The sequence below is a fragment of the Aquirhabdus sp. genome, assembly GCF_046462495.1.
Lineage (GTDB): Bacteria > Pseudomonadota > Gammaproteobacteria > Pseudomonadales > Moraxellaceae > Aquirhabdus.
In genome coordinates, this window is sequence record NZ_JBKGVE010000007.1 from 210748 (window position 1) to 236513 (window position 25766).

Here is a 25766-nt window from a genome sequence, read left to right on the forward strand (position 1 = left end):
AATTGAGTCTTCATGCTTTAAATCACTCAAATCAGGTTTTAATTTCCCAATGAAGACGAAAAGGCTGTGAAATGATTATGTTAATCTTCACAATGTGCTGAATTAACCAGTAGTGGCTGACTTATGGCGAACATTGTCTTTTGTGCAGATGATTATGCGTTGAATACGCCGATTAGTCAGGCCATTGTCAATCTCATTACCCATGACCGCCTTCAAGCCACCTCCTGCATGACCCAAGCACCGGATTGGTCTATCCACGGCACCACACTCCGTGAACTTCAGCTCAGTAAACCACAAGCGCAGATCGGGTTACATTTCAATCTGACGCATGATTTTAGTGATGGAATGCTATTCCTGCCACTGGGACAATTGATGCAAAAAGCTTGGCTTCGGACCCTATCCAGATCCCAAGTTGAACAGACGCTGATCTATCAGTGGCAACGCTTTATCGATATCATGGGACGCGCTCCGGACTTTGTTGATGGGCATCAGCATGTCCATCAGTTCCCCGTGATTCGTGATGTATTGATGAACTTCCTCGTTGCGCAAAATTTTACAGGCTGGATCAGGAGCCTGAGTGACGCGGTGATCACCCCACGTTTTTGGTTTAAAAGTAAGATGCTACAGTTCTTGGGCGCGCAAGCATTAACACGACTGAGTGAAACCGTAAGCATCCCACAAAACCAGAAATTTGCGGGAATCTATGATTTTTCAGAAACCACGCCCTACTCAACACTGGCACAATTTTGGTTAGACCACGCCAACAGCACAAAGCCGATTCAGATACCTACACGAAAATCTCGGATCGATCCCAGTTTACTGATTATGTGCCACCCTGCAGTCGATGCATCCGATCTTAGCGACAGTATCGCGGCAGCCCGCGTCCGCGAATACCAGTACCTGAGTTCTGATCAATTTCTCAAAGACTGTATTGATCGTCATATTACACTTGCAGCAACGCCCTCAGGAGCGCTTTAAATGTCACGCGAACATCCTTTTATCTCTTGTGTGATTCCTGCGTATAACGAAGCGGAAAATATTCCGTTATTCATCCCGGCCTTGGCCAAAAATTTGAGTGAACTCGGCGTTTCTTATGAAATGATCGTCATCGACGATGGCAGTAAAGATAATACCATCGCATCGCTGCAACCTCTGCTTGCCCATTACCCGCTTAAGGTTCTGGCTCTGTCCCGTAATTTTGGCAAAGAAGCTGCAATCACCGCTGGTTTAGACCATGTGAATGGCGATATTGCCCTCTTGATTGATGCTGACTTCCAGCATCCGATCAGCGCAATTAAGACTATGCTGGATTTATGGCGGAGCGGCTATGATATGGTCTACGGCATTCGTGACCGTAATACTGAAAGTAATCTAAAGCAATGGCTTACGCGAAACTTCTACTGGTTACTCAATAAAAGCTCATCCATTGATATCCCCGCCGATGCCGGTGACTTTCGCTTGATGGACAAGCAAGTCGTCCTTGCACTACGCAACCTGCCGGAGCGGACCCGCTATATGAAAGGACTCTACGCCTGGGTCGGCTTTCACAGCATTGGTGTGCACTTTACCGAAGCCCCGCGCCTCAAAGGCGAATCCAATTTTAATTGGCAGCGCCTCACCAGTCTTGCTTTAACCGGGTTAACCGCATTTTCGGATTTGCCCTTGCGTATTTGCGTCTTCCTCGGTGCAGCAATTGCACTGTTGGCACTCGCTTATGGCATCTATATCACTGGCGAAACCTTGGTGGATGGCGTACAGCAACCCGGATGGGCAACCCTTGCCGCAGGCATGATGTTGCTGGGCGGAATTCAACTGCTGTTTATTGGCGTATTGGGTGAATATATCGCGCGCATCTATAACGAAACAAAGGGTCGTCCCAAATACATCGTCGCGCGCCAATACGACAAGGAACACAACATTGCCCCACGTAACTTAGAAATTCCAAAATCGGATGTCTCTGCGCATGGCTCTGGCCATGATTAATCGCCAAACGTTCTGGCAACTGGCACGCTTTGGCGTCATTGGCGTTTTGGCGGCACTGACGCATTATGCAATTGCTATTGTGCTCACCAATCATGGCATTGCGGCGGGCTGGGCTAATTTAGTTGCCTTTGTAACTGCATTTTGGGTCAGCTATTTTGGTCATCGTTATTTTAGCTTTGACGCTGGGGATATCTCTCACCAGCAGACGTTGCCCCGTTTTATTTTGGTTGCGGTGATTGGCTTTATATTTAATGAAACCTTGCTACTGCTGATGCTACGCTTTACGTCCATTTCGATCGATATTGGTCTACCGTTTATTATTATTTTAACTGCCGCGATGACCTTTATTTTAAGTCGGCAGTTTGCATTTGACACAACAGACTCTAATAAAAGAGCCCCGAGATAAGCTATGTTTACGATTCGCTCCAATAAAGTCTTTCTAGCCCTTATTGCACTTTGGCTAGGTATCGCCGCCAGTATTCGGCAATTGAGCGTCCCTGATGAAGGACGCTATGCTGATATTACTCGCTGGATGATTGAATCAGGGGATTGGCTCACCCCACGCATTGACGGGGTTCCTTTCTTCCATAAGCCTCCGCTGCTACATTGGCTGGGCGGGGGGCTAATGGAAATCTTTGGCGTCCATGTCTGGGTCATGCGCCTCGTGCCTGTTTTTGCTGCAATGGTGATGCTGACCGGCGTATTCTGGTTTATCTCGCGCCATGCAGAAGTCAAAAACCGTCAAACTCTGGCAAGAACCAGTGTGCTTGTACTGGCCAGTAGCGTGTTGGTCTACGGCAGTAGCCAGTATATTAACCATGACCTCTTGGTGGCGGCTTGGATCTCCTTGACGGTCTTTGCCTTCGCCGATTTCACATTGACACGTGAGCGCAAAAGTTTATATCTGGGCTATGTGGCAGCCGCTTTAGCGCTACTCTCCAAAGGCCTAATTGGCGTGCTGATTCCGGGCATGATTTTACTGCCTTGGCTGATCGTGACGGGAAATTGGCGCCGTATTCCTGCACTGCTGCATCCACTGGGCATATTACTGTTTCTCGCGATCATTTCTCCGTGGCTGTATTTCGCTCAGCAAAAATATCCAAACTTTCTGCATTATTTCTTTATTGAACAACAATTTGATCGTTTCTCATCTGGCCAGTTTAATAATAAACAGCCATGGCCATTTTATATTGTGTGCTTGATCATCAGCTTCCTGCCTTGGCTACTATTAATTGGCAAACGCTACACATGGAAGCCTGCCGCAGCACTGCTGAATAAGCCTGTATTTTTATTACTGGTCTGGTGGGCAGTTTCTGTCATTGTCTTCTTCTCGATTCCACCGTCGAAATTGGCCGGTTATATCTTGCCCGCAACACCGCCACTGGCCATTTACCTAGCCTGTGTCTTGCATAAAGCATTTAGTGTTGATGGGGCTTATCGTAAAGTCTGGAGTGATTGGATAAATTTAGGATTCCTGACTCTGATTGCTGCGGCGTTGTTTGCACTGCCTTATATCCCCAAAACGGCCAGTCAATTGACCCCCAGCGAGTCAACCGGACTACTGATTCTTGCAACCGTGTTGACTGTTGCCATTGTACTGACGGGTTATCTCTTTCACCGCAACCAAATTAAAGCCTTTCAAGTGGGATTAATTTCAGCACTGCTGCTGTGTACCAGCGTCACATTCCTTGTGAAATGGTTAGACCATAAATCCAGTGCCGATCAGATCGCCTTCCAAGTTGATTTGAAACCCAATATGCCGCTCGTGTTCTATCATAATTACTACTATGACATCCCATTTGTATTAAACCAAAAGCGCCAAATCCAATGGGTTGAAGATTGGCCTTCAGTCAAAGGTGATAATGGCGCGGCCCAAATCAAAGATGGTCTGCGCTTTGAACCTCAGCAAAGCCACCTGCTCTGGAATGAAAGTGATCTGGATGCTCGGATCAAAAACAACGAACAAATGATGATTCTGGTACCGAAGGACGAGAAAGTTGAAGCCTTGGGAACCCTGAAACCTATCTATCAAGAGCGCAATTTTGATGTGTTTATGACGGGGACATCGACTGTAGAGACTCCCAAGTAGGCATGATCAGTATAATCCTTTCATACGGGTGATGTGTATGAAAGGATTGTCGTTTTAGTCTAAATATTTTTTCGGTGTTTTGCCTGTCCAGCGCTTAAACGCACGAATAAAATTGGTGGTGTCGGTATAACCTAACTTTTCAGCAATCAACTCTAAACTAAACTCGCGTTTCTTCACCATTGCCGTTGCCTTACGCTGACGAAGCTCGTCAATCAAGGTACTAAAACTCTGATTCTCCTGTGCAAGCTGGCGCTGAAGAGTTCTTGTCGAGAGATGCAGCTTATCGGCAACCTCTTCAATCGTACAAAAGCCTAGCGCCTCATCATAAACCAGTTCACTCACCAGACGACTAAAGCTGGTGTCTTTCATTAAAGCGTTCAGCTCACGTTTACACTGCTCACGCGCCAAACGTGCGGTCAGTGGGTCAGCCATGATGAGAGGAAGTTCAAGGTATGCTGCTGGAAATACGATTCGCGTATAAGGTTGATCAAAACGAATCGTCCCGGGAAGCAATTGCTGGAAGCGATCAAAATAATCAGGGCATTTAAACATGACATCACCGGAGCCCTCTAAATGATGTCCCGTAATGGCCTCACCCATCATCACAAAACCAAGCAGGATGGCTATGGTGCCGACCTCACCCAATGAATAATCAGGATAAACTTCATTGACATAATAATAAGCAAGATCCCCTTCAACTTCGAGACGCAGACTATATGCTGAGGATTGTAAATTTATAAATTGCTGTGCAATTTCAAGTGCTTCACGCACATCTTTCGCGATCATCGCCGCAAATCCGATCAACCCATGGCAGGACACTTTCATTTGTTTGCCAATGTGAAAACCCAGTCCAGGTTCATTGGTCAGAATCACTGCACGCTTAAAAAGCTCAGAGAAAGTCTTAAAGTCAACGTACCAGAACACATCATGCAGTTGCTCAGGTTTGATACCACTCCCGTCTAGCAACTCTTCTGCGGAAATATCCCAACGCGCAACCACATCAACCAGCAGTCCGAGATAAACCCCGAGTACGGTAGGTGATGCCGTTGGTAAAGGTGTCGATATACTCATAGCAAAGTTACTTGTCGTGAACTGACAGAAAAATGTCGTATGAAGAACTATAACACGTGCGATAGCCGTCACATAATATGGGTGTACGATTGTTCACTAAAGGAAGAACTTCCATGAGCGCGATTACCTCGATAGAACCAACTAAAGCAAAACCGGCGGCAGGTGTGCAGGCAAAAATCCCACCAAGAAGAATCGATTTTGACTTCTCTGCAGACAGAGTACCGCGCTATTATGTTGATGGCAATCCGTTTAAAACCACATTCGTGACCGCATTATCTTCGTTATTTCCGGAAGGCGAGTTCTTCTTTGTCGAAGCGGTACGCCACTACCGCAATCAGATTACTGATCCCGTCCTCAAAGCGCAAATCTCAGGATTCATCGGTCAGGAGGCGTTGCACTCTTTGGCACATAAAGCTTTCAATGACGCTGCGACCGTTCAGGGCTTTCAAGTCGACAAGCTGGATCGTGATGTTGGCTTTCTTTTACGCCAGGTCAAACGCTTTACGCCGCCGATCGTCCATCTTGCGGCAACAGCTTGTTTAGAGCATTACACCGCGGTGTTCACAGAAATGCTTCTCAAAGATGAAGAGGTGATCAATACTTTCTCGCCGGAGATCCGTAACCTTTACCTCTGGCATTCGGTCGAAGAGAACGAACATAAAACGGTGGCCTTTGATGTCTATGAAGCTGTTGGCGGCGGCTACCTGTTACGAGCCAGTTTTATGATTCCGACAACCATCGTTTTCTTTGCGGTGATTTTCTGGTTCCAAGCCCGTTTGCTGGCAAAAGATGGTCAGCTATTCAAAGTGCGTCAGAATCTAAAAGGCTTCAATTATATTTTCGGTCGTAAAGGCGTGCTCTCTAGTCTCATCCCTCAATATTTGGACTGGTTTAAGCCCAACTTCCACCCCAGCCACCACGATACCGATGCGCTGCTTGCGACATGGCAGGAAAAACTCTTTGGGGAAGATGGCTTGCTGACCGCAAAGATCAGGACGCCCAGCAAGAAGCTCCCACACTAAGCGGGTCTTGCATCATTAAACAGGATGGCTACGACGGATAGACTCTAAATCAATCTCTCGTAGTGGTCCTATTTTTACACCCGAAATTGTCGCCGCCATTTGCTTACGTAACCATGGCAAACGATACATCCATGTAAAAGCAACATCCCGCATTACCCCATACGATATCGAATGAGACTGGTAAAAAGGGGTCAATAAGCGACTCATCGACTGATAAAATTGGATCGATGGCTGACGCAGTTGATGATACTGCGACCAGACTTCGGCATAATTTGTTGATTTTGCAAATGCCTGACCTATGGCCCAAGCATCGAGTAACGCCATATTTGCGCCTTGTCCAAGCTGCGGACTCATGGCATGCGCCGCATCGCCAATCACGCCTAAGCGATTCTGCCCGTAGCGTGACATCACCACATCACGATAGCGTGCAGCCATAAACTGCCGGCTACTTTGGATGCTGTCTTTAATCCAAGCACCTGCGGCAGGCCAAATCTGACTGACTTCATCTTGCCATTTTTGGAATTCATCTTGCGATGCGTTAATCCAAGGATCGATCTGTGCACTCGGCAAACTCCAAAAAATACTGGTTAAACGCTGCCCGCTGTTTGGTACCGATCCCGTCGGTAAAAGTCCCATCATGCGTGAGGCGCCGTGATAGAACTGATGCAAAATTCGATAATCCAGCGTGGTCGTCTCGGGCACTATCGCCCACACGGCACCCCATGGATAGGGCTGATCCAACCGTGTCCAAACTTCTGGGCGTAACTGACTGCGCGCACCATTGGCAACCAAAACCATATCAAACTTCAAAGAAGCGTTGACGTCTTGCGTTAGTGTATCAACCTGCATCTGATCCTGATGATCAACCACAGCAGTGACTTCAGTTGCCATATGGATTGGAATATCAAGTGCTTTAAGCTGTTGCATCAGGACCGCACAGAGTGCAGCACGATGCATTCCCAGACCAGTCCACTCGGCTGCCGCCTCGGCATAGCGACTATTAACCAATAGTCGTGTCTTCGACCAGCCTTGCAGCGCATCCACAGGTGCACCTAAATCCAAGGCATGCTCTAAAGCACCTAAATGCTGAAAAACAGCCATGCCTGAAGGCTGAAGTAACAGCCCAGCTCCAACGTTTTCCATGACGACGGCTTGTTCAAAGATTGTGACGTCATGCCCTTGTTTCGCCAGCACAATTGCCGTCGCCAAACCCGCTGTCCCTGCGCCGATGATGGCGACTGACTGTCTTTTCATGCATGCACTCAGACTATTTTAATTTCAACTGATATCGATTCAAACGAGCATCACGAAAGAGGGTTAGTTCACCACCCGTTTTGGATGCAAAGTTCTGAATTTATCCACAATTCCAAGTCCCAGAAAGCGTCCATTTTCAAAGGCAAGTGTTTCACCTTGTGGCACATTTCCGGCATTGATGGCTTGTCCACGGCTAAAGAAAATCGCTTCATCCAGACTGAGATCAATACGCGGTAGATACTCCACTGCCGCATAGGTAGGAAGCAACAAGGCATCCCGCGCAGTCTCATCCAGTGATTCTAAATACTCGATGGTATTGTGCTCATCCAGCACAAAGGATGCGGTCTGTATGCGATGTAGCTTGGCCACATGTCCACCACAGCCCAACGCCGCGCCAATATCTTCTGCCAGAGTGCGGATATACGTCCCTTTGCTACATTTCACCGTCAAGGTCAGTGTCGTTGCATCAAAGGCGTTCAGCTCAAGATTAAAAATAGTGACAGGACGTGCAGGGCGATCAATCTCAATCCCTTGACGAGCCAGTTCATACAGTGGGCGACCATCTTTTTTTAATGCCGAATACATCGGCGGCACTTGCATGATCGGACCGCGAAATTGCGCAAGCACACTTTCAATCAGCGCATCATTTAAAGGCGGTATCGCAAACTCTTGAACGATCTCGCCTTCTTCATCACCTGTCGTCGTTGTCGCACCAAGCTTGACGATCGTCTGATAGGTTTTATCCGAATCCAGCAGATAGTGGGAAAATTTGGTCGCCTCGCCTAAACAAATCGGCAGTAAGCCAGTCGCCAAAGGATCTAGTGCACCCGTATGCCCTGCTTTTTGCGCACGATATAACCAACGCACCTTTTGCAGGATGCCGTTTGAGCTATGGCCTTGAGGTTTATTCAGTAAGAAAACACCGCTGACTGCACGGCGAGCAATTTTAGGACGAGGATCAGACATTAGACAAAATCAGTAGAAAGCATTGCGCGGATTTTAACAGGTTTCGTGTAGAACAGCTTTTGATCTTAGATCGATCATTTTGCAAAATAAATTGATGCCTTAAAAGATGAGTCCAAATAAAAAACCTCAAGTCATGCAGCAATCTGACAGACAGTTTGCTAATCTAAAGACACACAAGTCATCATGCTTTGATTAGAAAGTTTGAGTCTCAGCAACTCACCCCCATGTCTTTAAACACGGCTCATCTATGTACGACGATGAAATACACATTGCCAAACGCATTAATGCGGGTGACCAAAAAGCACTACGTGAGCTGATGAAGCTGCATGGCGGCGCGATGATTGCTGCAGCACGTGCAATTTGTTCGCATGCAGTGGATGACATCGTGCAGGAAGCCTGGATTTCAGCGCTTTCGGCACTACCGAATTTTGAGCATCGTTCGAGTTTGAAAACATGGCTGGTGCGGATTACTGTCAATAAAGCCTATACCTACATTCGCCAGACACGTCGAGAAGTCTCTTTAGAAGGATTAAGCGACACACAAGATCCGTTGCAACATGCCTTTGATGCGAGCGATCACTGGGTAACACCATGGGAAACATGGACAGATGACTCGCCGGATAAACTCCTTGAAGCGCATGTGCTCAAGGAGTGTTTAGAACGTCACATGGAGAATTTGCCCAGTGGGCAACGCATGGTGATGACGTTGACGGATTTGATGGGCCTAACCAGTGATGAAGTGTGTAACAATTTGGAGATTTCTGCGTCTAATCTACGCGTGCTGCTCCACCGTGCACGCGTGACCATCCATGCGATGGTGTCACATTACGAAGCGACGGGTGATTGTTAAGCCCGTTATTGAGGAGAAATATGTTTAAGTGTAAAGACATCGGTTACCGAGCAAGCGACTATCTGGCTGGCGAGATGAATCTCTCCGAGCGCGTACGCTTTCGTCTGCACTTAAGTATTTGTCGTAATTGTCAGCGCTTTATGCAGCAAATGCATTTACTGCACGACACGCTTCCTCAGCATCAATTTCCTGAGCCTGATGATGCGCAGATTGAGGAGTGGGTGAAGGGGTTGTCTGAGTGACGTATTATATTGATATATATATTATTCTATGCACTATATTAAAGACATTTAGGAAAATATTATGTTTTTTAAAAAATTAGAATTACGGCATTGGCAACAATTTGAAAAAATTGATTTAGACATTCATGACCGACTTACCATTTTGACGGGATCAAATGGCAGTGGTAAAACTACTATATTAAATATATTTGCAAAGCATTTTGGATGGAATCATTTCTCACTATCGACACCGATACAAGAAAAAAATACAGGTATAATAAAGTTTGTTTCTCGACTTTTTAATGGCATTGATAAGAGCACTGAGTCAGTTATAGGAAAAATCACTTATTCAAACAATCAAAGTTGTGATCTTACAATCTCAGACTCTAATTCAGCACAGTATCATCTTAATATTCAAAGCCAACAACATATCAGTTGTTTTTATATCCCTTCTCATCGACCAATATTCAGATATCAGCCTATTGGAAATATACCTACTATAAAAAAAATAAGATGACCGCTTTTGAAGAGGTATCAAATACTAATAGGGACAGGTACTTTGGTGGTTCGGCTAACTCTACAAGTTTTTTAATGAAAAATACTCTTATAGGCTGGGCTATCAATGGTTACGGAGTCCGAAATAACAATAAAGTTATAATGTACCAAGATAATGAACAAATTCAGTACTATGAAGGTTTTCAAGCCATTCTAAAAAAAATTCTACCAAAAACTCTTGGCTTTAAAGAACTTGAAATTAGAAATATGGAAATAGTCTTTGTTTGTAACAATGGTTCAGATGAGTTTTTACTAGAAACAGCTTCTGGTGGGATAAGTGCTCTTATAGATATTGCATGGCAAATATATATGTTTGCTTCCAAAGAAAACTCATACTTTACAGTTATTATTGATGAAGTTGAAAATCATCTGCACCCAACTATGCAAAGAACAATATTACAAGATTTATTAGATGCCTTCCCAAGTGCTAGATTTATTGTCTCTTCGCATAGCCCTCTTATTGTAGGTTCGGTCAAAAACTCTAGCGTGTATGCGTTAACTTATAATGACGATAAAAAAATTCAATCAAGAAAATTAGATTTATTAGGTGAGGCGCGAACTGCAACAGAAATATTGGATGAGATACTTGGAGTATCATTTACTATGCCAATATGGGTAGAAGAAAAATTGAATATAATAATTAACAAATATAGCAGCATGTCTCTTCAAAAAAATGACCTTTTATCTCTGAGACAAGAGCTAAGCGAAGCTGGGCTTGAGAGAATGATTCCTTTTACTCTTCAAAGTATTATGGAGAAAACTAATGATTAAGCTCAATAGACCTCCATGTCCTCACCCTGTGGCTTTAATTAACAATAACTATAAGCACCCAACGAACAAACAGGCCCTAAAAGATGCAAGTAACGACAAATGCATGTACTGTGAAAGTAAAATATCTCATATTGATTTTGCACATGTTGAGCATATTAAACCTAAGGCTATTGATAAGTTTCCAGAATTAGAATTTGTTTGGGATAATCTGGGCTATGCATGCCCTAAATGCAACAATGCAAAATTGAATCACTTTTACGATCACTTACCATTTATTGATCCATATAAAGAAGATCCATCGGATTTCTTCTTCGCCTTTGGATCATTCATATTTGAAAAAGATGGTTGTGAGAGAGCAGATATAACTATTCGAATAATAGAATTGAATAGGCCAGATTTACTAGAAAAAAGAATGAATAAGATAATTGATATTCAAAAGGCACTTAATGCTTGCCATCGTACAGCGAACTCAAGCTTAAAATGTTTAATTCTAGATGAGTTAAAAAAAGAAAGCGAACCTGACAAAGAATATTCTTTTTTTATTAAGGCCTTATTTGATAAGCATGCGGCATAAATTTTTAAAGCAATCAGATATTTATTTCTCCCTCTCAAAAATAAGAAGGAGAAATAAATCACCCAACCCAGCGTTTCACCACCCTTCTCACCCAATAATCTACACTCACAAAGCGCCCACCGCCCATCTTGATCAGCGCCAATAGCATTACCAAGTATGTCACGGCAAACTCAACGCCATTATTAATAATCGCAAAATTACCACTTGAAGTGAGCCAGTCGTAGTTGCCGTGTTCTTTTAGAATTTCTCTAGCGGCCTGAATCTTATCACCCGCTTCCATCACTCGCATATTGGCAAACGGTGCTGTCTGATCGGCTATCGCCTGCCAGCCATTCGGTAAATGCACTGTGAAGATTGCAACCAGCATCGTTACAATCAGCGGCATGCTAATCCACCGTGTAAATAGACCCAGTGCCAGCAGTACCGCACCTGATAGCTCTGTACCTGTCGCCAAGCTTGCCATGAGCGTTGGGAACGGCAGCCCTAAGCCATCGGCACCAAACCACGCAATGGTATCGGAGAAGGCTGCCAGCTTATTCATGCCCGCCGTCCAGAATACCGGAACCAGATAAAGTCTCAATGCCAACGCGGGTAGACCATCTACAGGCTGAATGATCTGCCCTAAGCGATCTAATAAAGCATCAAGGGTCGAAACGGAATTTTTAATGAAGGTGCTCATGGTGGTTACTCAACGCATCAATGGAAAGTAATCCATAGACACACCAGACGCCGTTTCATTACAACAAAACTGAAAAATAAATTTATTTATATTTTTTTTTGAAATCGATGTAACAAAACCAGATGAGCTTCGTCTATTCTCTGAACGCACACTATGACAGTGCGCGTCACTCTCCAATCAAGGATTTTTCGAGGATTATGCTCATGTCAAACAAACTACAAACTCTGACCCCAATTGCAGCAATGCTCGCTATGTCATTAACGGGTGTTGCTCATGCTGCTGAAATGCCTGCGGCCTCAGCACCTGCCATGTCTATGGCAAAAGACGCAAACTGTGGTGCAAACAAGAAAGCCCAAGAAGGTAAATGTGGTATCCATAAAGCCGCAATGGGCGGGATGAAAGAAGGTAAATGTGGTGAAGCAAAATGCGGCGCGGATAAAGGCAAAAAAATGAAAGACGGTATGGTCGTTGAGTCTTACGTCCATAAAGCAGAACATGGTGGGATGAAAGAAGGCAAATGTGGCGAAGCAAAATGCGGCGCGGATAAAGGCAAAAAAATGGCACACGGCATGGTTGTTGAAAAATAATCATACCGCCATCTATCAGGACAACTTAACGTGACCATACGCCCCGCTTCCCATCCTGCCCTCTCTGGTGCAGGGCTGGGCTTACGCCGCGACTTTATGTCTGCGCTGTATGCTCAACTGATCTCCAATGAAGTTCTCAACAAGCCTGACTTCTATGAGATCGCACCAGAGAACTGGATCGGTATGGGTGGGCGCTACGCGCGTGATTTACGCGCATTCACAGAGCGTTATCCTTTTGCTTGTCATGGACTGTCGCTGTCGATTGGCGGCATCAGTCCTTTAAATATTGAATTCTTAAAGCAAGTGCGAGATTTTTTGGATACGCATCAGATTGATGTTTACTCTGAGCATTTAAGCTATACCAATGACGGCTCTTACCTCTACGATCTGATGCCGATACCGATGACTTTGGATGCAGCCAAATACGTTGCGGATCGCGTGATTCAAGCGCAAGAGATTCTGGGTCGCCGTTTGATTTTAGAAAATGTATCGACCTATGCGATGCCTAACGCTGAAATGTCTGAAGCTGAGTTCGTGACAGAGGTCATCACGCGTGCGGATTGTGAGGTGTTGCTTGATGTGAATAATGTCTATGTGAATAGTATCAATCATGGCTCAAACGCCCATGCCTTTATCCAAGCTATACCTGCCGAACGTGTGCGCTATTTGCATATTGCAGGGCATGATGGAGAAGATCCAACGCTATTGATCGATACACATGGTGATGATGTCATTGCACCTGTCTGGCAGTTACTGCAATTTACTTATGAGACGATTGGCCTTCGCCCAACACTGCTGGAGCGGGATTTTAATGTGCCTGCACTGGATACATTACTGGCTGAAGTCGATCACATCCAGCAGATTCAAACAAAGCAAAAACCCGAATTCGTGAACTCATCGGATGAGCAGAACTATGCCCGCGCTTGATCATCAAATCGCAGATTTTCAGCAGCATCAACGGGCATTCACCCACTGGATTCGCCATCCACACACGGCGCCCATTCCTGATCAGATTGAGTCCCGGCGCATGCAGACCTATCGTGATCTGATTTTCAATAATGTTCGTAGCTTCATCGAACATACGTATCCCATCGCACAAGCCATGCTCCCCAGTGAGGCATGGGACATGCTCATCGACAGTTTCTTTAAATATGGTCAATGCGACTCGCCTTATTATTATGATATTTCACTGCATTTTAGAGAGTTTCTCGATCAAGAGCCGCAAGAGGAACTTGAAAACAAGGACGTTGAAGGTGCTGAACACCAAAGAGCCAGCACCCTCATCCAGCAAACTCACCAACGCTACCTATGGTTAAGAGAGCTGTTGCACTATGAATGGATGGCGCTCTATGTGGATATGGCAGAGACCTTATGGCTGGACGATGCGCTGGGGTCAAAGATCATACCCGAGCCCAATCCTTTAAAATTTAAAACGCTGAACAAAGACGTTCCGATCACCCTAAAAACAACCTGTTGGGTATTGGCCTACCAGTATCCTGTACATACTTGGTCGCAGGACAATGCTCAAGCCAGACCCGAAATCGCACCGACCTGCTTACTGATCTTTCGTAATCAGGACTTTCAAATGCGTGTTTTTAGTCTGCATCCCCTCTGGGCGTATTTAATTGAGCTGATCCAGAGTGAAACCGCTTGCACCATCCACCATTTGATCCAACAGCTCAGTATAGCGACTCAGTATACTGAGAAAGCATCGAGTAAAGAGGTCAAAGCATTAATCAAATGGTTGTTGAGTATCAACTTATTTCATATTCAGACGAATTCTTTAATCTGAGAATCACTTGATGCAATCTTGTATATTGTTCCGCACAAAGCCCTTTCACATTCATTAATTTATGCTATAAATTGATATGAGCGTTTGGTCCATCATCTTATGGTCACAGCGACTCGGCACGTAGTCAGGAAGTACTTCAAATAAAGCCAAATTAGTCCATCACTTAATGGAAATAGCTATGAAAACCGTTGCCCATATTCTCAATGACAAACCCAATCAAGCCATCTATACCATTACCCCGAAAGCCACGGTGCTTGAAGCCATTACCTTGATGGCAGAGAAAGGGATCGGTGCTTTGATCGTCGCTGAAGGTGACAAGGTTGTTGGTATTGTGAGTGAGCGCGATTACGCTCGAAAAGTGGCGCTGATGGAGCGCTCTTCATACGCCACCACCGTCTCAGAAATTATGAGTGCGGATGTCATCACGGTAACCCCTAAACACACCAATGAGCAATGCATGATTCTGATGACTGAGAATCGCTTACGTCATCTACCCGTATTGGAAAATGACAAACTTTTGGGTCTGATCTCGATTGGTGACTTGGTCAAAGGCGTGATTGAAGATCAAAAAAATCTGATTGAGCAATTACAGCGCTATATCCGCGGCGAATAAACCCCCGCTTCATTTCGATTTCTACAAACGTGTACTGGAATACTTGACGATTCCGGCATCGTTCTCTGCTTTATTTCACATCACTCATCAGGAGAACCGCTGTGTACCAATTGTATATCGCCAATAAGAACTACTCTTCTTGGTCGCTACGACCTTGGGCACTGATGACTGAATTCGGTATTCCTTTTGAAGAACGCAATGAATTGTTTACTGATGATAACTGGGAAATTTTTCGTAAATTCTCGCCCAGCGGTAAAGTGCCTTGCTTAATCGTCGATAACGACTTCGCCGTATGGGATTCTCTGGCGATTGCAGAATACCTGGCAGAGCACTACCCAAAGGTATGGCCCACAGGTGCAAAAGCGCGTGCATGGGCACGTTCGGCATCGGCTGAAATGCATTCTGGGTTTAGTCCATTACGCGACATTTGCTCGATGAATTGCAGTGTACGCATCCAGCTCAAGGATATTCCCACCCCTTTGGCCAAAGACATTGCGCGGATTGATGAACTCTGGAATGAGGGCTTAAGCCGTTTTGGCGGACCATTCTTGGCAGGTAATGAATTTACAGCAGTGGATGCCTTCTTCACACCCGTGGCGTTTCGCATTTCAACCTATGGTTTAGAACTAAGCCCGGCAGCGATGGCATATAGCCAGCGACTACTGGATCTTCCCTCTCTGAAAGCATGGGCTGAAGCTGCGATTCACGAGCCACGTCATGAAGAGCATGAAGACTGGTGCTTACAAAATGGCACCATCATCTCGGATGTACGTCTCACCAAAGCGTAAAAAACAGCTCAATTAACGTACCCAGCGAATCACATACTCTTCGATATCTTCGGGATTAATCAAAGTCTCGGAGATACAGCGCCCCGCAGCCGACTTCCTCGCTTGACGCACGCTATTGGCATTGCCTGTGATCAGCGGATGCCACTTCGGGAGTGATTTTCCTTCATCCAGCCTACGATAAGCACAGCTCGGTGGTAGCCAATTGAGCTGTGGAACACGCTCTGGAGTCAGCTGTAGACAATCAGGAACTTTGCTTTGACGGTTGGGGTAATCCGTACAGCGTGCAGTCTTGGTATCGAGGAGTTGGCAGGCCGCTTTGGTATAGACGACTTCACCTGTATCTTCATCTTCAAGCTTAACGAGACAGCATAGGCCACAACCATCGCATAGTGCCTCCCACTCATCGGGGGTGAGCTCAGTGAGGGTGTAATTCTGCCAAAAACGCTCCCGCAGTACTGGAGACACTATAGACGGTTGTGGCGATGGCTCTAACCGAGGTTCTGACATAATTTTTCAACTTTTTAAAATCACAGGCAAAGACTGCACTGAACAATACACCCTATCTGAATGACTATCACGCACCCGACACGACTATGATATAGGCTTCATGAAAAAAGAGCCATTTGATGATTCAAATGGCTCTTTTTATCACGCTCACTGAGTGCGCTTATGCAATCCATTACTCTTCGCGACGAGGCGCCAATGCCAAATAAGTCGCTGGATTCTGACGTTTGCCATCAAGCAAGACTTCATAATGCAGATGCGGACCCGTGCAACGACCGGTACAGCCGACAAGAGCAATTTCTTGGTCTTTCTTGATTTGATCACCAACCGATACCAAGAGGCGCGATGAATGACCGTAACGGGTCACATAACCATTGCCATGATCGATTTCAATAAAGTTGCCATAGCCATTTTTCCAGCCGGAATACACAACTACACCCGTACCCGTTGCATAGATTGGGGTACCGTAAGGAACCGCAAGATCCACGCCTGGATGGAACTCACGGCCACCCATGGTGCGATAACCGTAAGGTGAGGTCACACGTGCATTAGCAACAGGCTCTACGGCCAGAATGTCTCGCAGTTGAACCTTTGACTCAGGTGAAGTCATCATCGACTGATTCAGGCTTTGTAGACCTGACTCACGACGTTGAACCTGTTCGACCACTTGATTGATCGTATCTGAGATACGGTCAGAGCGAGAAGGTGTCACATAATCAGGATCGTAATCACCGCCTATACCATCTTGGTTGGTGTGGTGATCATGATCTTCGTCATGATCACGGGCGATCAAGCCCGATGATTCTAATGACGCAGTCAATGCAGACTGCTGTTGCCAAAGTTGCGCAATCGGCGCATCTGCTGCAGAAGCAGCACTTGTAGCAGAAAAGGAAACCACAGGATTCATCGTTAAAGATGCATCTTGCGTTGCAGCGAAGCTCAAAGAATTAAAACTAACACTACCTAAAACTACTGTAGATATCGCAAACAAAGCTCGCTGCACGCGAAACATCTTTAATTGCATAACAACCTCATTTTTAAGTCTTGCGTATCGGTCATGTTTGGGTTGTAAAGGACATTTTTTGTCACTCTTTACAACCAATACTGCAAAAGTGTTGCTGAAAAAGCACTGGTTCGTTAAGGTAGCAAGATCAATGCCACTTCACAGCGACTGAAACATGATGCAACACGCGTTGCATGCTTAGTGTTCAATCAACCCGTGCACAACAACTCAAAAGAGTAGTGATCCACATGAAACTTCCCGCTCAGCCCTTCCAAAAAAAATCATACAGGACTGCCGAAAATTCCTATTCACAAAGCAATTTAAAAAACCTTCAGACTCATATTGAGTACCTAAAGACATTAACTCAATTGATTTTGCCAATACTTACCGAAGTGCTTCCTCAGCAAGAGGGCGCACCACGCGTGAGCTGGCAAGTTGCAGCGCTGGATGGCGATGTTTTGTGCATTGCAACAGAACATCATACCGCGGGCAGTCAATTGAAGTATTTACAGCATCAAGTCATCAAATCATTACAGCAGCATCCGGAATTTGCCGCCGTTCGTCATTTGAAAATTGTGATTGAAGTCCAGCCTAAGCCCAAGACGATTAGTCATGGACGCTTGCCTGCTCTCAGTCCTGAGGTCAAACAAATACTGGATGATGCTGCTTCAGCGTTTCAAGACACGGATATTAGCGATACCTTAAGACGTTTAGCAAGAGAACGGCGATGAGTGGGTACGTAAACGTTACATTGTAACATTGCCTGCTTTTTACTCAAAAAATATAACTGCTGTTGTTTTTAAACATTTTTATGAATTAATCGGCCGCAATATAATGAATTGGGCAGTCATTTCTGTCACTAAATGTCACAATTTCATAGCTTGTAGGCTGTTCAAGTAAGGCTCTGAGCAACTGATTATTGAGCGCATGACCTGATTTATAACCGTCAAACTGACCAATGATGCTATAGCCCAGTAGATACAAATCACCGATCGCATCCAACATTTTGTGACGCACAAACTCATCTGCAAAGCGCAGCCCGTCTTCATTAACAATGCCATGATCATCAACCACGATGGCATTATCTAAGCTACCACCCAAAGCCAGATTGTTGGCTTGTAGATACTCGATGTCCCGCAAGAAGCCAAAAGTACGCGCATGACTGAGCTCTTCAACATACGATGTTGTTGAAAAATCCAGTTCAGCAGATTGATGCTCTTCATCAAAGGCAGGATGATCGAAATCGATAGTGAAGCACATGCGAAAGCCGTTATACGGGATAAACGCTGCGCGTTTATCTTCGACGAGAACTTCAACAGGTTTAATAATTTTTACGAATTTTTTCAGCGCATCTTGTTCAACAATGCCAGCCGTCTGAATCAAGAAGACAAAAGGCCCTGCACTACCATCCATGATCGGCACTTCAGCCGCGGATACATCGATCATGAGATTATCAATGCCAAGCCCGGCCAAAGCACTCATCAAATGCTCAACTGTACCGATCCGGGCACCATCATGCTCTAAATTAGACGACATAGTCGTTTCATTGACCAGTAGTGCCTGCGCGGGAATCTCAATCGGAGGACTCAAGTCCACACGGCGAAAAACAATGCCGCCGTCAGCAACATGAGGATGTAAAGTGAGATAGACTTTTTTACCGCTATGCAGCCCAATACCAGTCGCACGAATGGTTTGCTTAAGCGTACGTTGCCTGAGGCCTTGCGGGCTAGGGGAGTTCAGCATTTTATTTCAAAATATTACAGTATTGCGCCATGCTAACATTGATTGACTCACCTGCCAACACAAGAGTCATTCTCATTAGACAAAAAAAGAAATGTTATCCAGCATAATGCCAAATGAATCACACTTATTAGCTAAATGTCTCTATTAATCACCACTTTCATTAAAATTTTTTAATAAAAAAAGCCATCTTGAATGATGGCTTTTTATGGATTGTCAATTGTACAAAACGCCAAATTATAGCTGATAACCAGAAGCTATTAACGTTTTTGCTGGTTTTTCAAGAAATCTTGAATACGAATCGGTGAGGCCGCAGCAGGTGCTGCTTCAGTCGCAGCCGAAAGCGGTTCAGATAGTCCAGCATGACGACGATCAATTGCAGGTGCATCAGCATCATCCAAAGGCAAAGACACTTGGTCTTTACGTGTAGGAACTGGACGACGTGGTGCAGTACGGTCATCACGGCTCAAGCCCGTTGCAATCACGGTAATACGCAGCTCTTCACCTGCATCTGGATCCACAACCATACCCACGAAAATATTGGCATCTTCGTCTGCTATTTGAGCAATCACTTCACCCACGGTTTGGAACTCGTCCAGTTTCACATCCGCTGCAGTGATGTTGACCAATAGCCCTTGTGCACCTTCAAGCAGAACGTTATCCAACAATGGACTACGAATCGCCATTTCGGTCGCAATGCGCGCACGGTCATCGCCTTTTGCAGTACCGATACCCATCATGGCATGACCACGTGCAGTCATCGCCGCACGAATATCCGCAAAGTCGATATTGATCATACCTGGATTGATAATCAAATCAGAAATACCGCGTACCGCATTCAAAACCACATCATCGGCACGTTTGAATGCATCAACGACAGAAAGATTGCGGTAAACACTCATCAATTTGTCATTGGGAATAGTAATCAGTGAGTCTACGTATTGGGAGAGATCTTCAATACCTTGTTGGGCTGATGCCAAACGACGTTTGCCTTCAAACTGAAACGGTGTTGTGACCACAGCGACGGTCAAAATGCCCATTTCTTTGGCAATCTCAGCAACAACTGGTGCAGCACCAGTACCTGTACCACCGCCCATACCGGCAGTGATAAAGACCATGTCCGATCCTTGTAAGGTTTCACGGATACGCTCATGTTCTTCTTGTGCGGCAAGACGACCCACTTGAGGGTCAGCACCAGCACCCAGACCACGGCTGGTTTGTAGGCCCAATTGGATACGGTTTGGTGCAGACATACGATCTAAGGCTTGGCGATCAGTATTCGCACATGCAAATGCAACGCCTTTAATGCCTGAACGAACCATATGTTCGATTGAGTTGCCACCGCCACCGCCAATACCGATCGCTGTAAATCGCGCCAGTCCGTTATTGTCAGATGTTTCATCTTGCACCAATGTATAAGCTGACATGGCGTTATGTCTCCAAAATAAATAGTACGGCAATGACTTATGTTGATTTTGATCTATTCTAAATCATTCTAAGTCAAGTCATTGCCTCATGCTGTGTGATAATACGTTTAAGTTCTGTGTTTTCGTGCACACGCTGTCTGACAAGTCATCTCAAAGACAGCACAACCATCAACTCCAGAACAACCCAAATGACTCATAAAAACTTTAAACTATTGGAAATTTCTCGGGTAAGTGCAAAATGCCCTCCCCTCAAACGACATCAAAAAATTGAACGTAACCAATCCACTGTCCGCTTCCATGGTGTTACCATCAAGCGGTTCACAATCTGGCCATCTCGTCCTGCATCACGATCAGTTTCTTCGCTCCAGCGCTGGTTTTCGCTTTGGCTATAGAGGAGCAAACCGCTTGCCGTTGCAAAAATAGGTCGATGTAGCAATGGCTTACGATCATCGCGAATTTCGACACTGGCAGGATGATTACCCAAATGAACGGGGACACCCAATGATTGCCGCGCTAAACTGACGATGCCTTCGATCTGACAAGCGGCGCCCGACAATACGACACCATGACGCAATACGCCAAAGGCACCCGTATCAACCAGTAAGCGCCTGATTTCTTCAAAAATCTCTTCGTAGCGCGCGATAATGATATCCGCCAGATCCATACGGCTCAGGGTAATGCCCGGATTACTACCGACACCAGCAACCTGAATCATTTGATCAGGACGAATCAGATCACGATTAACACCCCCATAACGGACTTTCAACGTCTCAGCTTGTTCCGTCGAAGTCTGGAGTACCGAAGCGATATCACGCGTCACATTTTCGCCACCCCGTTGAATGGTATGGCTTAAAATCAGGCGGTTTTCAAGATAAACCGATACTGCGGTAATACTCGCACCAATATCAATCAAACACACCCCATAATCTTTTTCATCACGCAACAATGTCGATTCTGCTGTGGCAAGATTAGAGATAATCATACGCTCAACACCAATATTGGCGGACTTGAGTGCTTTATCCAAATTTTGCATGGTGTTGTTTGGCAGCATCATCAAATGATAATGACCTGTGATCGCGTTTGCAGCCATATTGATCGGATACTCAGCCCACTCATCACTATCATCAATCGATACGCCGAGTGGTACCGAATTAATCAGATAATGCGTTGGCATCAAATGGCTACTTTTCGCCATCTCCAGCGTGCGAACGATTTCTGCTGTGGTAATCGTGCCATTGGCAACAGGCGTGCGACCGGACGCATTGAAGCTTTGCAACTCTGGACTTGGAATCGCAACCCAAGCACTGTGGACACGGCAATCTGCCATGTCTTCAGCTAGTGCAACCGCTTCTTTGATCGAAGCGACGACCTTATCCATATTGCTAATCATGCCCTTATTCATGCCGCGATTACTGGCATGACCAAGCCCAATAATTTCAATATGATCAGCAGCATGAACCCGGCCAATGAGTACCGCAACTTTATGCGTGCCGACATCAATAGCCACTATCGTCGGGATGGTTTCAGTTTCACTCATTATCACAGCCTACTTGTTCACAAAAACATCGTCAAAATTCATATTTTAAGTGGCACATAGGCCACTCTCTCAATTCATCAGTGATTCTTGGAGGGATTAGCCACCTAAGGTTGAACCACGGTATTCAGCGCCCCAAATGTCGGTGCGGATGGCGTCGCGAGTGTGGTAGCAGCATTTGCAGTACTCATCACTGGGCGTTGATTCACGGCAACATCCTTCCACTGAATCGCCATTCCATTACGATAACGCAAATCAACGGCGGCAATCCGCGGCCAAAGCCCACGTAATTTTTCATCACCCTGACCTAAATCACTTAAACGCTGTAATTTTAGGTTAGTCTGTTCTTGATCAACAATAACACGCAGCCCTGAATCAAAAGACATAAACCAAGTCATCCGATCCGTCAGGTACAACTCTTTTAGACGCAGCCCCAAAGGGGTAAACCATTGATCAATTTGTTGATACTGCTGCATCATCGCCACAGATTGGCTGATCGGACCGTGAAGCAGAGGTAAATCATTGTGATCCTGACGCACTGCTTCCGTAAAAACCATACCACGACCGCTCAACAAACGACCACTCCCCCAACGCGCGATCGGCTGTCTAGGAATCACCCGCACCAGCAAACCGTCGGGCCAATGCCGCGTCACAGTAACACTTTCAACCCAAGATTGATCCAGCACCGCATCGCGAATCTTGGTTAAATCTGCTGTAAAATAATTTTCATGAATCAGAGGTTGAATACCGCGCTGTAAAATATTCTGCTCAGCACTACTGATATCACCAGTCACCATCACCTCTGCTACAGGCGCATGCAGCAAACGATGTGCCAGTCCCCACACGCCCATACCGCACAGGACCAATGCCGCTACAACCAACAACCAGCTTCCTAGACCTGATAGCTTACCAGCCATCGTCTGATTACCAGCTTTGACTTGGACTTGAGGTTCTGAGCGTAGAGAGGCAGGTAACTGAGCCATATCGTATTTTATCTCAACCGGCATGCGCAGCAGTAGGCTTAGAAGCTGGCGCAGCATCTACACCCTGTTCAGCCTGATTGACAGTCTGACGCAGAATCTCTACACACAGATCAGCAAAAGAATACCCTACTGCTTTTGCCGCCATCGGCACCAGCGAGTGGTCGGTCATACCAGGAACCGTATTGACTTCCAGTAGCCAAAACCGCCCTTGCTCATCTTGCATAGCATCGACACGACCCCAGCCAGTCGCACCCACAGCATTAAAAGCACGTAATGCCAGTGATTGCAGTTCTTGTTCTTCTGCATTACTTAAACCGGATGGAATCCCGTATTGCGTGTCATTACGAATGTATTTGGCTTGATAGTCATAAAAAGCAACATCTGCGGGTGGCTGGAGACGAATCACTGGCAGTGCTTTGCCATTCAGCATCGCAACGGTAAATTCACTACCCGTAATCCACGCTTCCGCCATCACCACCGCATCATGACTGCTTGCCGCTTGATAGGCTGGCTCCAGTTGCTCTAGGGTCTCAACTTTGCTCATGCCTACGCTTGAGCCTTCATGAACCGGTTTGACAATCAGCGGTAGACCGAGCTCGGCAACCACCGCATTAAAATCAGTATTTTCATCCAGTAAACGATATGGCGCCGTAGGAAGATCGATCCCTTTCCACAGTTGCTTGGTGCGAACTTTATCCATACCCAGTGCAGATGCCAGTACACCAGAGCCCGTATACGGGATATTCATCCACTCCAGCAACCCTTGGATCTGGCCATCTTCACCGCCACGACCATGCAACACGATAAAAGCACGGGAATATTCCGTGAGGTCACTGAGTGCCCGATGTGATGGATCAAATGCTTCAGCCTGCACACCTTTCGTCAATAATGCATCGAGAACGGCTTGACCACTTTTCAAAGAGACTTCACGCTCTCCGGAATTTCCACCAAACAACACCGCAACTTTGCCAAACTGTTCCATGCTTTTTAAACCCATGCTAAATCTATATGCCCAAACGGTCGATCAAAACAGCCTGATTGCTCTTCTGCGCGCAATACCCATAAAACCACAATGACATTGATCAAATTTTCCACCGCACTCTTGAGAAAATCAACTTTCAATCAAAAGTGTGTCTAACCGCGCAATTTATCATGCTAAACATCTGATCATGACGTTTTTCATGTATGTTTTTTATAGAATGCATCATTTTGGTGATTCTACCTGTAGATACAAACCATGCTGTGCCAAATCGTTAGACACTGCACCTACATTTCCCGCGCCTTGGGTTAATAACAAATCGCCTGCACGTAGTAATCCTTGCAGGACCTGCGGTAATTGCTCATCCACGGGATCCACCAAAATCGGCTCGACCTGACCACGGGCGCGGATACTACGTGCCAAACTACGGCTGTCTGCCCCCACAATCGGCTTCTCACCAGCTGGATAGACTTCCATCAACAACAACACATCGACATGCGATAAGACCTCAACAAAATCCTCAAAACAATCCCGTGTTCGCGTAAAACGATGCGGTTGAAATAGCATTACCAAACGTTGATTCGGATGACTTTGACGTGCGGCCTTGATTGTGACTTCCACTTCTTTAGGGTGATGTCCATAATCATCAACCAGAATCACATGACCGTCTTGATGCGCAAACTCGCCTTGAATTTGGAAACGACGACCCACACCAGCAAAACTCGCCAGCGCACGACCAATCGCAGCATCACTCACGCCTTCATCAGTGGCAATACCAATCGCCGCCAATGCATTTAAGACATTATGCAAACCGGGTTGATTAGTCGTCAGTGTCAATGGCTCACGATCCCGCCGCAGTACCGTGAACTGAGTTTTCATCCCAAGCTGAACAACATCTACTGCGCGGATATCATTGCCTTCATTAAAACCATAGGTAATAAACGGGCGGCCTACACGTGGCAATAGCTCACGAATATTCTGATCATCACCACACAGGACAGCCAATCCATAAAACGGCAGATTGTGCAGGAACTGAATAAAGGTATCTTTCAGTTTTTCAAAACTGCCGCCATAGGTTTCCATATGGTCCGCGTCGATATTGGTAATAATCGCCGCCATAGGTTGCAGAAAAAGGAATGACGCATCGCTTTCATCGGCTTCCGCAACCAGATAACGACTGGCACCCAACTGTGCATTTTTGCCTAAACTGTTCAGCATACCGCCGATCACAAACGTTGGATCCAAACCTTCTTCGGCAAGCATCATGGTGAGCAGACTTGTGGTCGTAGTTTTGCCATGGGTTCCTGCCACGGCAATACCATGACGATAGCGCATGAGCTCCCCCAACATTTCTGCACGGCGCACCAAAGGAATATGCTTCTCGATCGCGGCTTGAATCTCAGGATTTTCATGATCAATCGCGGTTGAAACAACCAGTACGTTCGCACCCTCAACATGCGCAGCATCGTGACCGTAGAAGACTTTTACACCCATTTCCTCTAAGCGCTGAGTGGTTTCACCGATTTTTAGATCTGAGCCTGAAACGTCATACCCTTGATTCTTCAGCACCTCAGCAATACCACACATTCCCGCACCACCAATCCCCACAAAGTGGATTCGTCCGATACGACGCATTTCTGGGATCTCGATCAAACGACTCACTTTAGCCTGAGCTTGGGATGCAAGGGATGAAGCACTTACGGATGACTGTTGTGACGCTGGCATACCCAACTCCATGTTTTATATTCTTTAAATAAATGAACGAAGATGATTAAAAACAC

At 45.8% G+C, this 25766-nt stretch carries 28 protein-coding genes; 16 read left to right on the forward strand and 12 right to left on the reverse strand.

Going from position 1 to position 25766, the window contains the following annotated elements:
- The first annotated feature begins 123 nt into the window (after positions 1-123).
- From ACLHG7_RS09005 to ACLHG7_RS09020, 4 genes are read left to right on the forward strand one after another with little or no spacing between them, the layout of a single operon-like run.
- Entirely contained in the window at positions 124-978 is an 855-nt protein-coding gene (locus tag ACLHG7_RS09005) for a ChbG/HpnK family deacetylase (protein WP_410210699.1), read from the forward strand.
- Entirely contained in the window at positions 979-1983 is a 1005-nt protein-coding gene (locus ACLHG7_RS09010; RefSeq protein WP_410210700.1) for a glycosyltransferase family 2 protein, read from the forward strand.
- Complete coding sequence (locus tag ACLHG7_RS09015; protein WP_410210701.1) at positions 1976-2389, forward strand: GtrA family protein; 414 nt, start codon at positions 1976-1978, stop codon at positions 2387-2389. Before ACLHG7_RS09010 ends, ACLHG7_RS09015 begins: the two co-directional genes overlap by 8 nt.
- A 3-nt stretch (positions 2390-2392) precedes the next feature.
- A complete protein-coding gene (locus ACLHG7_RS09020; RefSeq protein ID WP_410210702.1) occupies positions 2393-4072 on the forward strand; it encodes an ArnT family glycosyltransferase in 1680 nt (559 codons plus the stop codon).
- A gap of 54 nt (positions 4073-4126) precedes the next feature.
- Here ACLHG7_RS09020 and ACLHG7_RS09025 read toward each other — a convergent pair whose 3' ends face one another.
- Positions 4127-5143: an AraC family transcriptional regulator gene (locus ACLHG7_RS09025; protein WP_410210703.1), complete on the reverse strand. Its 1017-nt coding sequence runs from the start codon at positions 5141-5143 to the stop codon at positions 4127-4129.
- A gap of 113 nt (positions 5144-5256) precedes the next feature.
- Between ACLHG7_RS09025 and ACLHG7_RS09030 the strand changes: the two genes are divergently transcribed.
- Entirely contained in the window at positions 5257-6165 is a 909-nt protein-coding gene (locus ACLHG7_RS09030) for a metal-dependent hydrolase (protein WP_410210704.1), read from the forward strand.
- A 15-nt stretch (positions 6166-6180) separates the two neighbouring features.
- Here ACLHG7_RS09030 and ACLHG7_RS09035 read toward each other — a convergent pair whose 3' ends face one another.
- Both ACLHG7_RS09035 and truB read right to left on the reverse strand, forming a co-directional pair.
- On the reverse strand, positions 6181-7419 hold the full coding sequence (locus ACLHG7_RS09035; protein ID WP_410210705.1) for an FAD-dependent oxidoreductase: 1239 nt from the start codon (positions 7417-7419) through the stop codon (positions 6181-6183).
- A gap of 63 nt (positions 7420-7482) precedes the next feature.
- A complete protein-coding gene (gene truB, locus ACLHG7_RS09040) occupies positions 7483-8385 on the reverse strand; it encodes a tRNA pseudouridine(55) synthase TruB (protein ID WP_410210706.1) in 903 nt (300 codons plus the stop codon).
- A 247-nt stretch (positions 8386-8632) separates the two neighbouring features.
- On the opposite strand from truB, the gene ACLHG7_RS09045 reads away from it, so the two are divergent.
- From ACLHG7_RS09045 to ACLHG7_RS09065, 5 genes are all read left to right on the forward strand, one after another.
- Positions 8633-9235, forward strand: a complete 603-nt coding sequence (locus ACLHG7_RS09045) for an RNA polymerase sigma factor (RefSeq protein ID WP_410210707.1) — start codon at positions 8633-8635, stop codon at positions 9233-9235.
- Positions 9236-9255: 20 nt separating this feature from the next.
- Positions 9256-9477 carry a zf-HC2 domain-containing protein gene (locus ACLHG7_RS09050; protein ID WP_410210708.1) on the forward strand — a complete coding sequence of 74 codons (222 nt, stop codon included), beginning with the start codon at positions 9256-9258 and terminating at the stop codon, positions 9475-9477.
- A 61-nt stretch (positions 9478-9538) separates the two neighbouring features.
- Positions 9539-9973 (forward strand): AAA family ATPase, encoded by a 435-nt coding sequence (locus tag ACLHG7_RS09055; protein ID WP_410210709.1) that lies wholly within the window; start codon positions 9539-9541, stop codon positions 9971-9973.
- Positions 9970-10782 carry an AAA family ATPase gene (locus tag ACLHG7_RS09060; protein WP_410210710.1) on the forward strand — a complete coding sequence of 271 codons (813 nt, stop codon included), beginning with the start codon at positions 9970-9972 and terminating at the stop codon, positions 10780-10782. The genes ACLHG7_RS09055 and ACLHG7_RS09060 overlap by 4 nt, the downstream gene beginning before the upstream one ends.
- Positions 10775-11356: an HNH endonuclease gene (locus ACLHG7_RS09065; RefSeq protein WP_410210711.1), complete on the forward strand. Its 582-nt coding sequence runs from the start codon at positions 10775-10777 to the stop codon at positions 11354-11356. Before ACLHG7_RS09060 ends, ACLHG7_RS09065 begins: the two co-directional genes overlap by 8 nt.
- Positions 11357-11414: 58 nt before the next feature.
- Here ACLHG7_RS09065 and ACLHG7_RS09070 read toward each other — a convergent pair whose 3' ends face one another.
- A complete protein-coding gene (locus ACLHG7_RS09070; RefSeq protein WP_410210866.1) occupies positions 11415-12023 on the reverse strand; it encodes a DoxX family protein in 609 nt (202 codons plus the stop codon).
- A gap of 215 nt (positions 12024-12238) precedes the next feature.
- Here ACLHG7_RS09070 and ACLHG7_RS09075 point away from each other — a divergent pair, with 215 nt between their 5' ends.
- From ACLHG7_RS09075 to ACLHG7_RS09095, 5 genes are all read left to right on the forward strand, one after another.
- On the forward strand, positions 12239-12622 hold the full coding sequence (locus ACLHG7_RS09075) for a hypothetical protein (RefSeq protein WP_410210712.1): 384 nt from the start codon (positions 12239-12241) through the stop codon (positions 12620-12622).
- A gap of 30 nt (positions 12623-12652) precedes the next feature.
- Positions 12653-13549: a DUF692 domain-containing protein gene (locus tag ACLHG7_RS09080; RefSeq protein ID WP_410210713.1), complete on the forward strand. Its 897-nt coding sequence runs from the start codon at positions 12653-12655 to the stop codon at positions 13547-13549.
- Positions 13536-14414 (forward strand): DUF2063 domain-containing protein, encoded by an 879-nt coding sequence (locus ACLHG7_RS09085; protein WP_410210714.1) that lies wholly within the window; start codon positions 13536-13538, stop codon positions 14412-14414. Before ACLHG7_RS09080 ends, ACLHG7_RS09085 begins: the two co-directional genes overlap by 14 nt.
- Positions 14415-14592: 178 nt before the next feature.
- On the forward strand, positions 14593-15027 hold the full coding sequence (locus ACLHG7_RS09090; RefSeq protein WP_114897721.1) for a CBS domain-containing protein: 435 nt from the start codon (positions 14593-14595) through the stop codon (positions 15025-15027).
- Between the two features lie 101 nt (positions 15028-15128).
- A complete protein-coding gene (locus ACLHG7_RS09095) occupies positions 15129-15815 on the forward strand; it encodes a glutathione S-transferase family protein (RefSeq protein ID WP_410210715.1) in 687 nt (228 codons plus the stop codon).
- Positions 15816-15827: 12 nt separating this feature from the next.
- On the opposite strand, the gene ACLHG7_RS09100 is transcribed toward ACLHG7_RS09095, so the two are convergent.
- On the reverse strand, positions 15828-16280 hold the full coding sequence (locus ACLHG7_RS09100; protein WP_410210867.1) for a YcgN family cysteine cluster protein: 453 nt from the start codon (positions 16278-16280) through the stop codon (positions 15828-15830).
- A gap of 214 nt (positions 16281-16494) precedes the next feature.
- Complete coding sequence (locus ACLHG7_RS09105) at positions 16495-17343, reverse strand: M23 family metallopeptidase (protein WP_322887813.1); 849 nt, start codon at positions 17341-17343, stop codon at positions 16495-16497.
- Positions 17344-17570: 227 nt separating this feature from the next.
- Here ACLHG7_RS09105 and ACLHG7_RS09110 point away from each other — a divergent pair, with 227 nt between their 5' ends.
- Positions 17571-18053, forward strand: coding sequence for a hypothetical protein (locus ACLHG7_RS09110; RefSeq protein WP_410210716.1), 483 nt, complete (start codon positions 17571-17573; stop codon positions 18051-18053).
- Between the two features lie 85 nt (positions 18054-18138).
- Here the strand turns inward: ACLHG7_RS09110 and lpxC are convergent, their stop codons facing one another.
- The 6 genes from lpxC to murC form a co-directional block, all read right to left on the reverse strand.
- Positions 18139-19065 carry a UDP-3-O-acyl-N-acetylglucosamine deacetylase gene (gene lpxC / locus ACLHG7_RS09115; protein WP_410210717.1) on the reverse strand — a complete coding sequence of 309 codons (927 nt, stop codon included), beginning with the start codon at positions 19063-19065 and terminating at the stop codon, positions 18139-18141.
- Between the two features lie 257 nt (positions 19066-19322).
- On the reverse strand, positions 19323-20489 hold the full coding sequence (gene ftsZ / locus ACLHG7_RS09120; RefSeq protein ID WP_410210718.1) for a cell division protein FtsZ: 1167 nt from the start codon (positions 20487-20489) through the stop codon (positions 19323-19325).
- A 259-nt stretch (positions 20490-20748) separates the two neighbouring features.
- Entirely contained in the window at positions 20749-22026 is a 1278-nt protein-coding gene (gene ftsA, locus ACLHG7_RS09125; protein WP_114897715.1) for a cell division protein FtsA, read from the reverse strand.
- A gap of 104 nt (positions 22027-22130) precedes the next feature.
- Positions 22131-23063 carry a cell division protein FtsQ/DivIB gene (locus ACLHG7_RS09130; RefSeq protein WP_410210719.1) on the reverse strand — a complete coding sequence of 311 codons (933 nt, stop codon included), beginning with the start codon at positions 23061-23063 and terminating at the stop codon, positions 22131-22133.
- On the reverse strand, positions 23020-23988 hold the full coding sequence (locus ACLHG7_RS09135) for a D-alanine--D-alanine ligase (protein WP_410210720.1): 969 nt from the start codon (positions 23986-23988) through the stop codon (positions 23020-23022). Before ACLHG7_RS09135 ends, ACLHG7_RS09130 begins: the two co-directional genes overlap by 44 nt.
- Before the next feature lie 222 nt (positions 23989-24210).
- Positions 24211-25710, reverse strand: coding sequence for a UDP-N-acetylmuramate--L-alanine ligase (murC, locus tag ACLHG7_RS09140; protein WP_410210721.1), 1500 nt, complete (start codon positions 25708-25710; stop codon positions 24211-24213).
- Positions 25711-25766: the final 56 nt, after the last annotated feature.

Coding starts and splice junctions, on each gene's coding strand:
- ACLHG7_RS09005 (WP_410210699.1), top strand. CDS start 124: ATGGCGAACATTGTCTTTTGTGCAGATGATTATGCGTTGAATACGCCG.
- ACLHG7_RS09010 (WP_410210700.1), top strand. CDS start 979: ATGTCACGCGAACATCCTTTTATCTCTTGTGTGATTCCTGCGTATAAC.
- ACLHG7_RS09015 (WP_410210701.1), top strand. CDS start 1,976: ATGATTAATCGCCAAACGTTCTGGCAACTGGCACGCTTTGGCGTCATT.
- ACLHG7_RS09020 (WP_410210702.1), top strand. CDS start 2,393: ATGTTTACGATTCGCTCCAATAAAGTCTTTCTAGCCCTTATTGCACTT.
- ACLHG7_RS09025 (WP_410210703.1), bottom strand. CDS start 5,143: ATGAGTATATCGACACCTTTACCAACGGCATCACCTACCGTACTCGGG.
- ACLHG7_RS09030 (WP_410210704.1), top strand. CDS start 5,257: ATGAGCGCGATTACCTCGATAGAACCAACTAAAGCAAAACCGGCGGCA.
- ACLHG7_RS09035 (WP_410210705.1), bottom strand. CDS start 7,419: ATGAAAAGACAGTCAGTCGCCATCATCGGCGCAGGGACAGCGGGTTTG.
- truB (WP_410210706.1), bottom strand. CDS start 8,385: ATGTCTGATCCTCGTCCTAAAATTGCTCGCCGTGCAGTCAGCGGTGTT.
- ACLHG7_RS09045 (WP_410210707.1), top strand. CDS start 8,633: ATGTACGACGATGAAATACACATTGCCAAACGCATTAATGCGGGTGAC.
- ACLHG7_RS09050 (WP_410210708.1), top strand. CDS start 9,256: ATGTTTAAGTGTAAAGACATCGGTTACCGAGCAAGCGACTATCTGGCT.
- ACLHG7_RS09055 (WP_410210709.1), top strand. CDS start 9,539: ATGTTTTTTAAAAAATTAGAATTACGGCATTGGCAACAATTTGAAAAA.
- ACLHG7_RS09060 (WP_410210710.1), top strand. CDS start 9,970: ATGACCGCTTTTGAAGAGGTATCAAATACTAATAGGGACAGGTACTTT.
- ACLHG7_RS09065 (WP_410210711.1), top strand. CDS start 10,775: ATGATTAAGCTCAATAGACCTCCATGTCCTCACCCTGTGGCTTTAATT.
- ACLHG7_RS09075 (WP_410210712.1), top strand. CDS start 12,239: ATGTCAAACAAACTACAAACTCTGACCCCAATTGCAGCAATGCTCGCT.
- ACLHG7_RS09085 (WP_410210714.1), top strand. CDS start 13,536: ATGCCCGCGCTTGATCATCAAATCGCAGATTTTCAGCAGCATCAACGG.
- ACLHG7_RS09090 (WP_114897721.1), top strand. CDS start 14,593: ATGAAAACCGTTGCCCATATTCTCAATGACAAACCCAATCAAGCCATC.
- ACLHG7_RS09105 (WP_322887813.1), bottom strand. CDS start 17,343: ATGCAATTAAAGATGTTTCGCGTGCAGCGAGCTTTGTTTGCGATATCT.
- ACLHG7_RS09110 (WP_410210716.1), top strand. CDS start 17,571: ATGAAACTTCCCGCTCAGCCCTTCCAAAAAAAATCATACAGGACTGCC.
- lpxC (WP_410210717.1), bottom strand. CDS start 19,065: ATGCTGAACTCCCCTAGCCCGCAAGGCCTCAGGCAACGTACGCTTAAG.
- ftsZ (WP_410210718.1), bottom strand. CDS start 20,489: ATGTCAGCTTATACATTGGTGCAAGATGAAACATCTGACAATAACGGA.
- ftsA (WP_114897715.1), bottom strand. CDS start 22,026: ATGAGTGAAACTGAAACCATCCCGACGATAGTGGCTATTGATGTCGGC.
- ACLHG7_RS09130 (WP_410210719.1), bottom strand. CDS start 23,063: ATGCTGCGCCAGCTTCTAAGCCTACTGCTGCGCATGCCGGTTGAGATA.
- ACLHG7_RS09135 (WP_410210720.1), bottom strand. CDS start 23,988: ATGGAACAGTTTGGCAAAGTTGCGGTGTTGTTTGGTGGAAATTCCGGA.
- murC (WP_410210721.1), bottom strand. CDS start 25,710: ATGCCAGCGTCACAACAGTCATCCGTAAGTGCTTCATCCCTTGCATCC.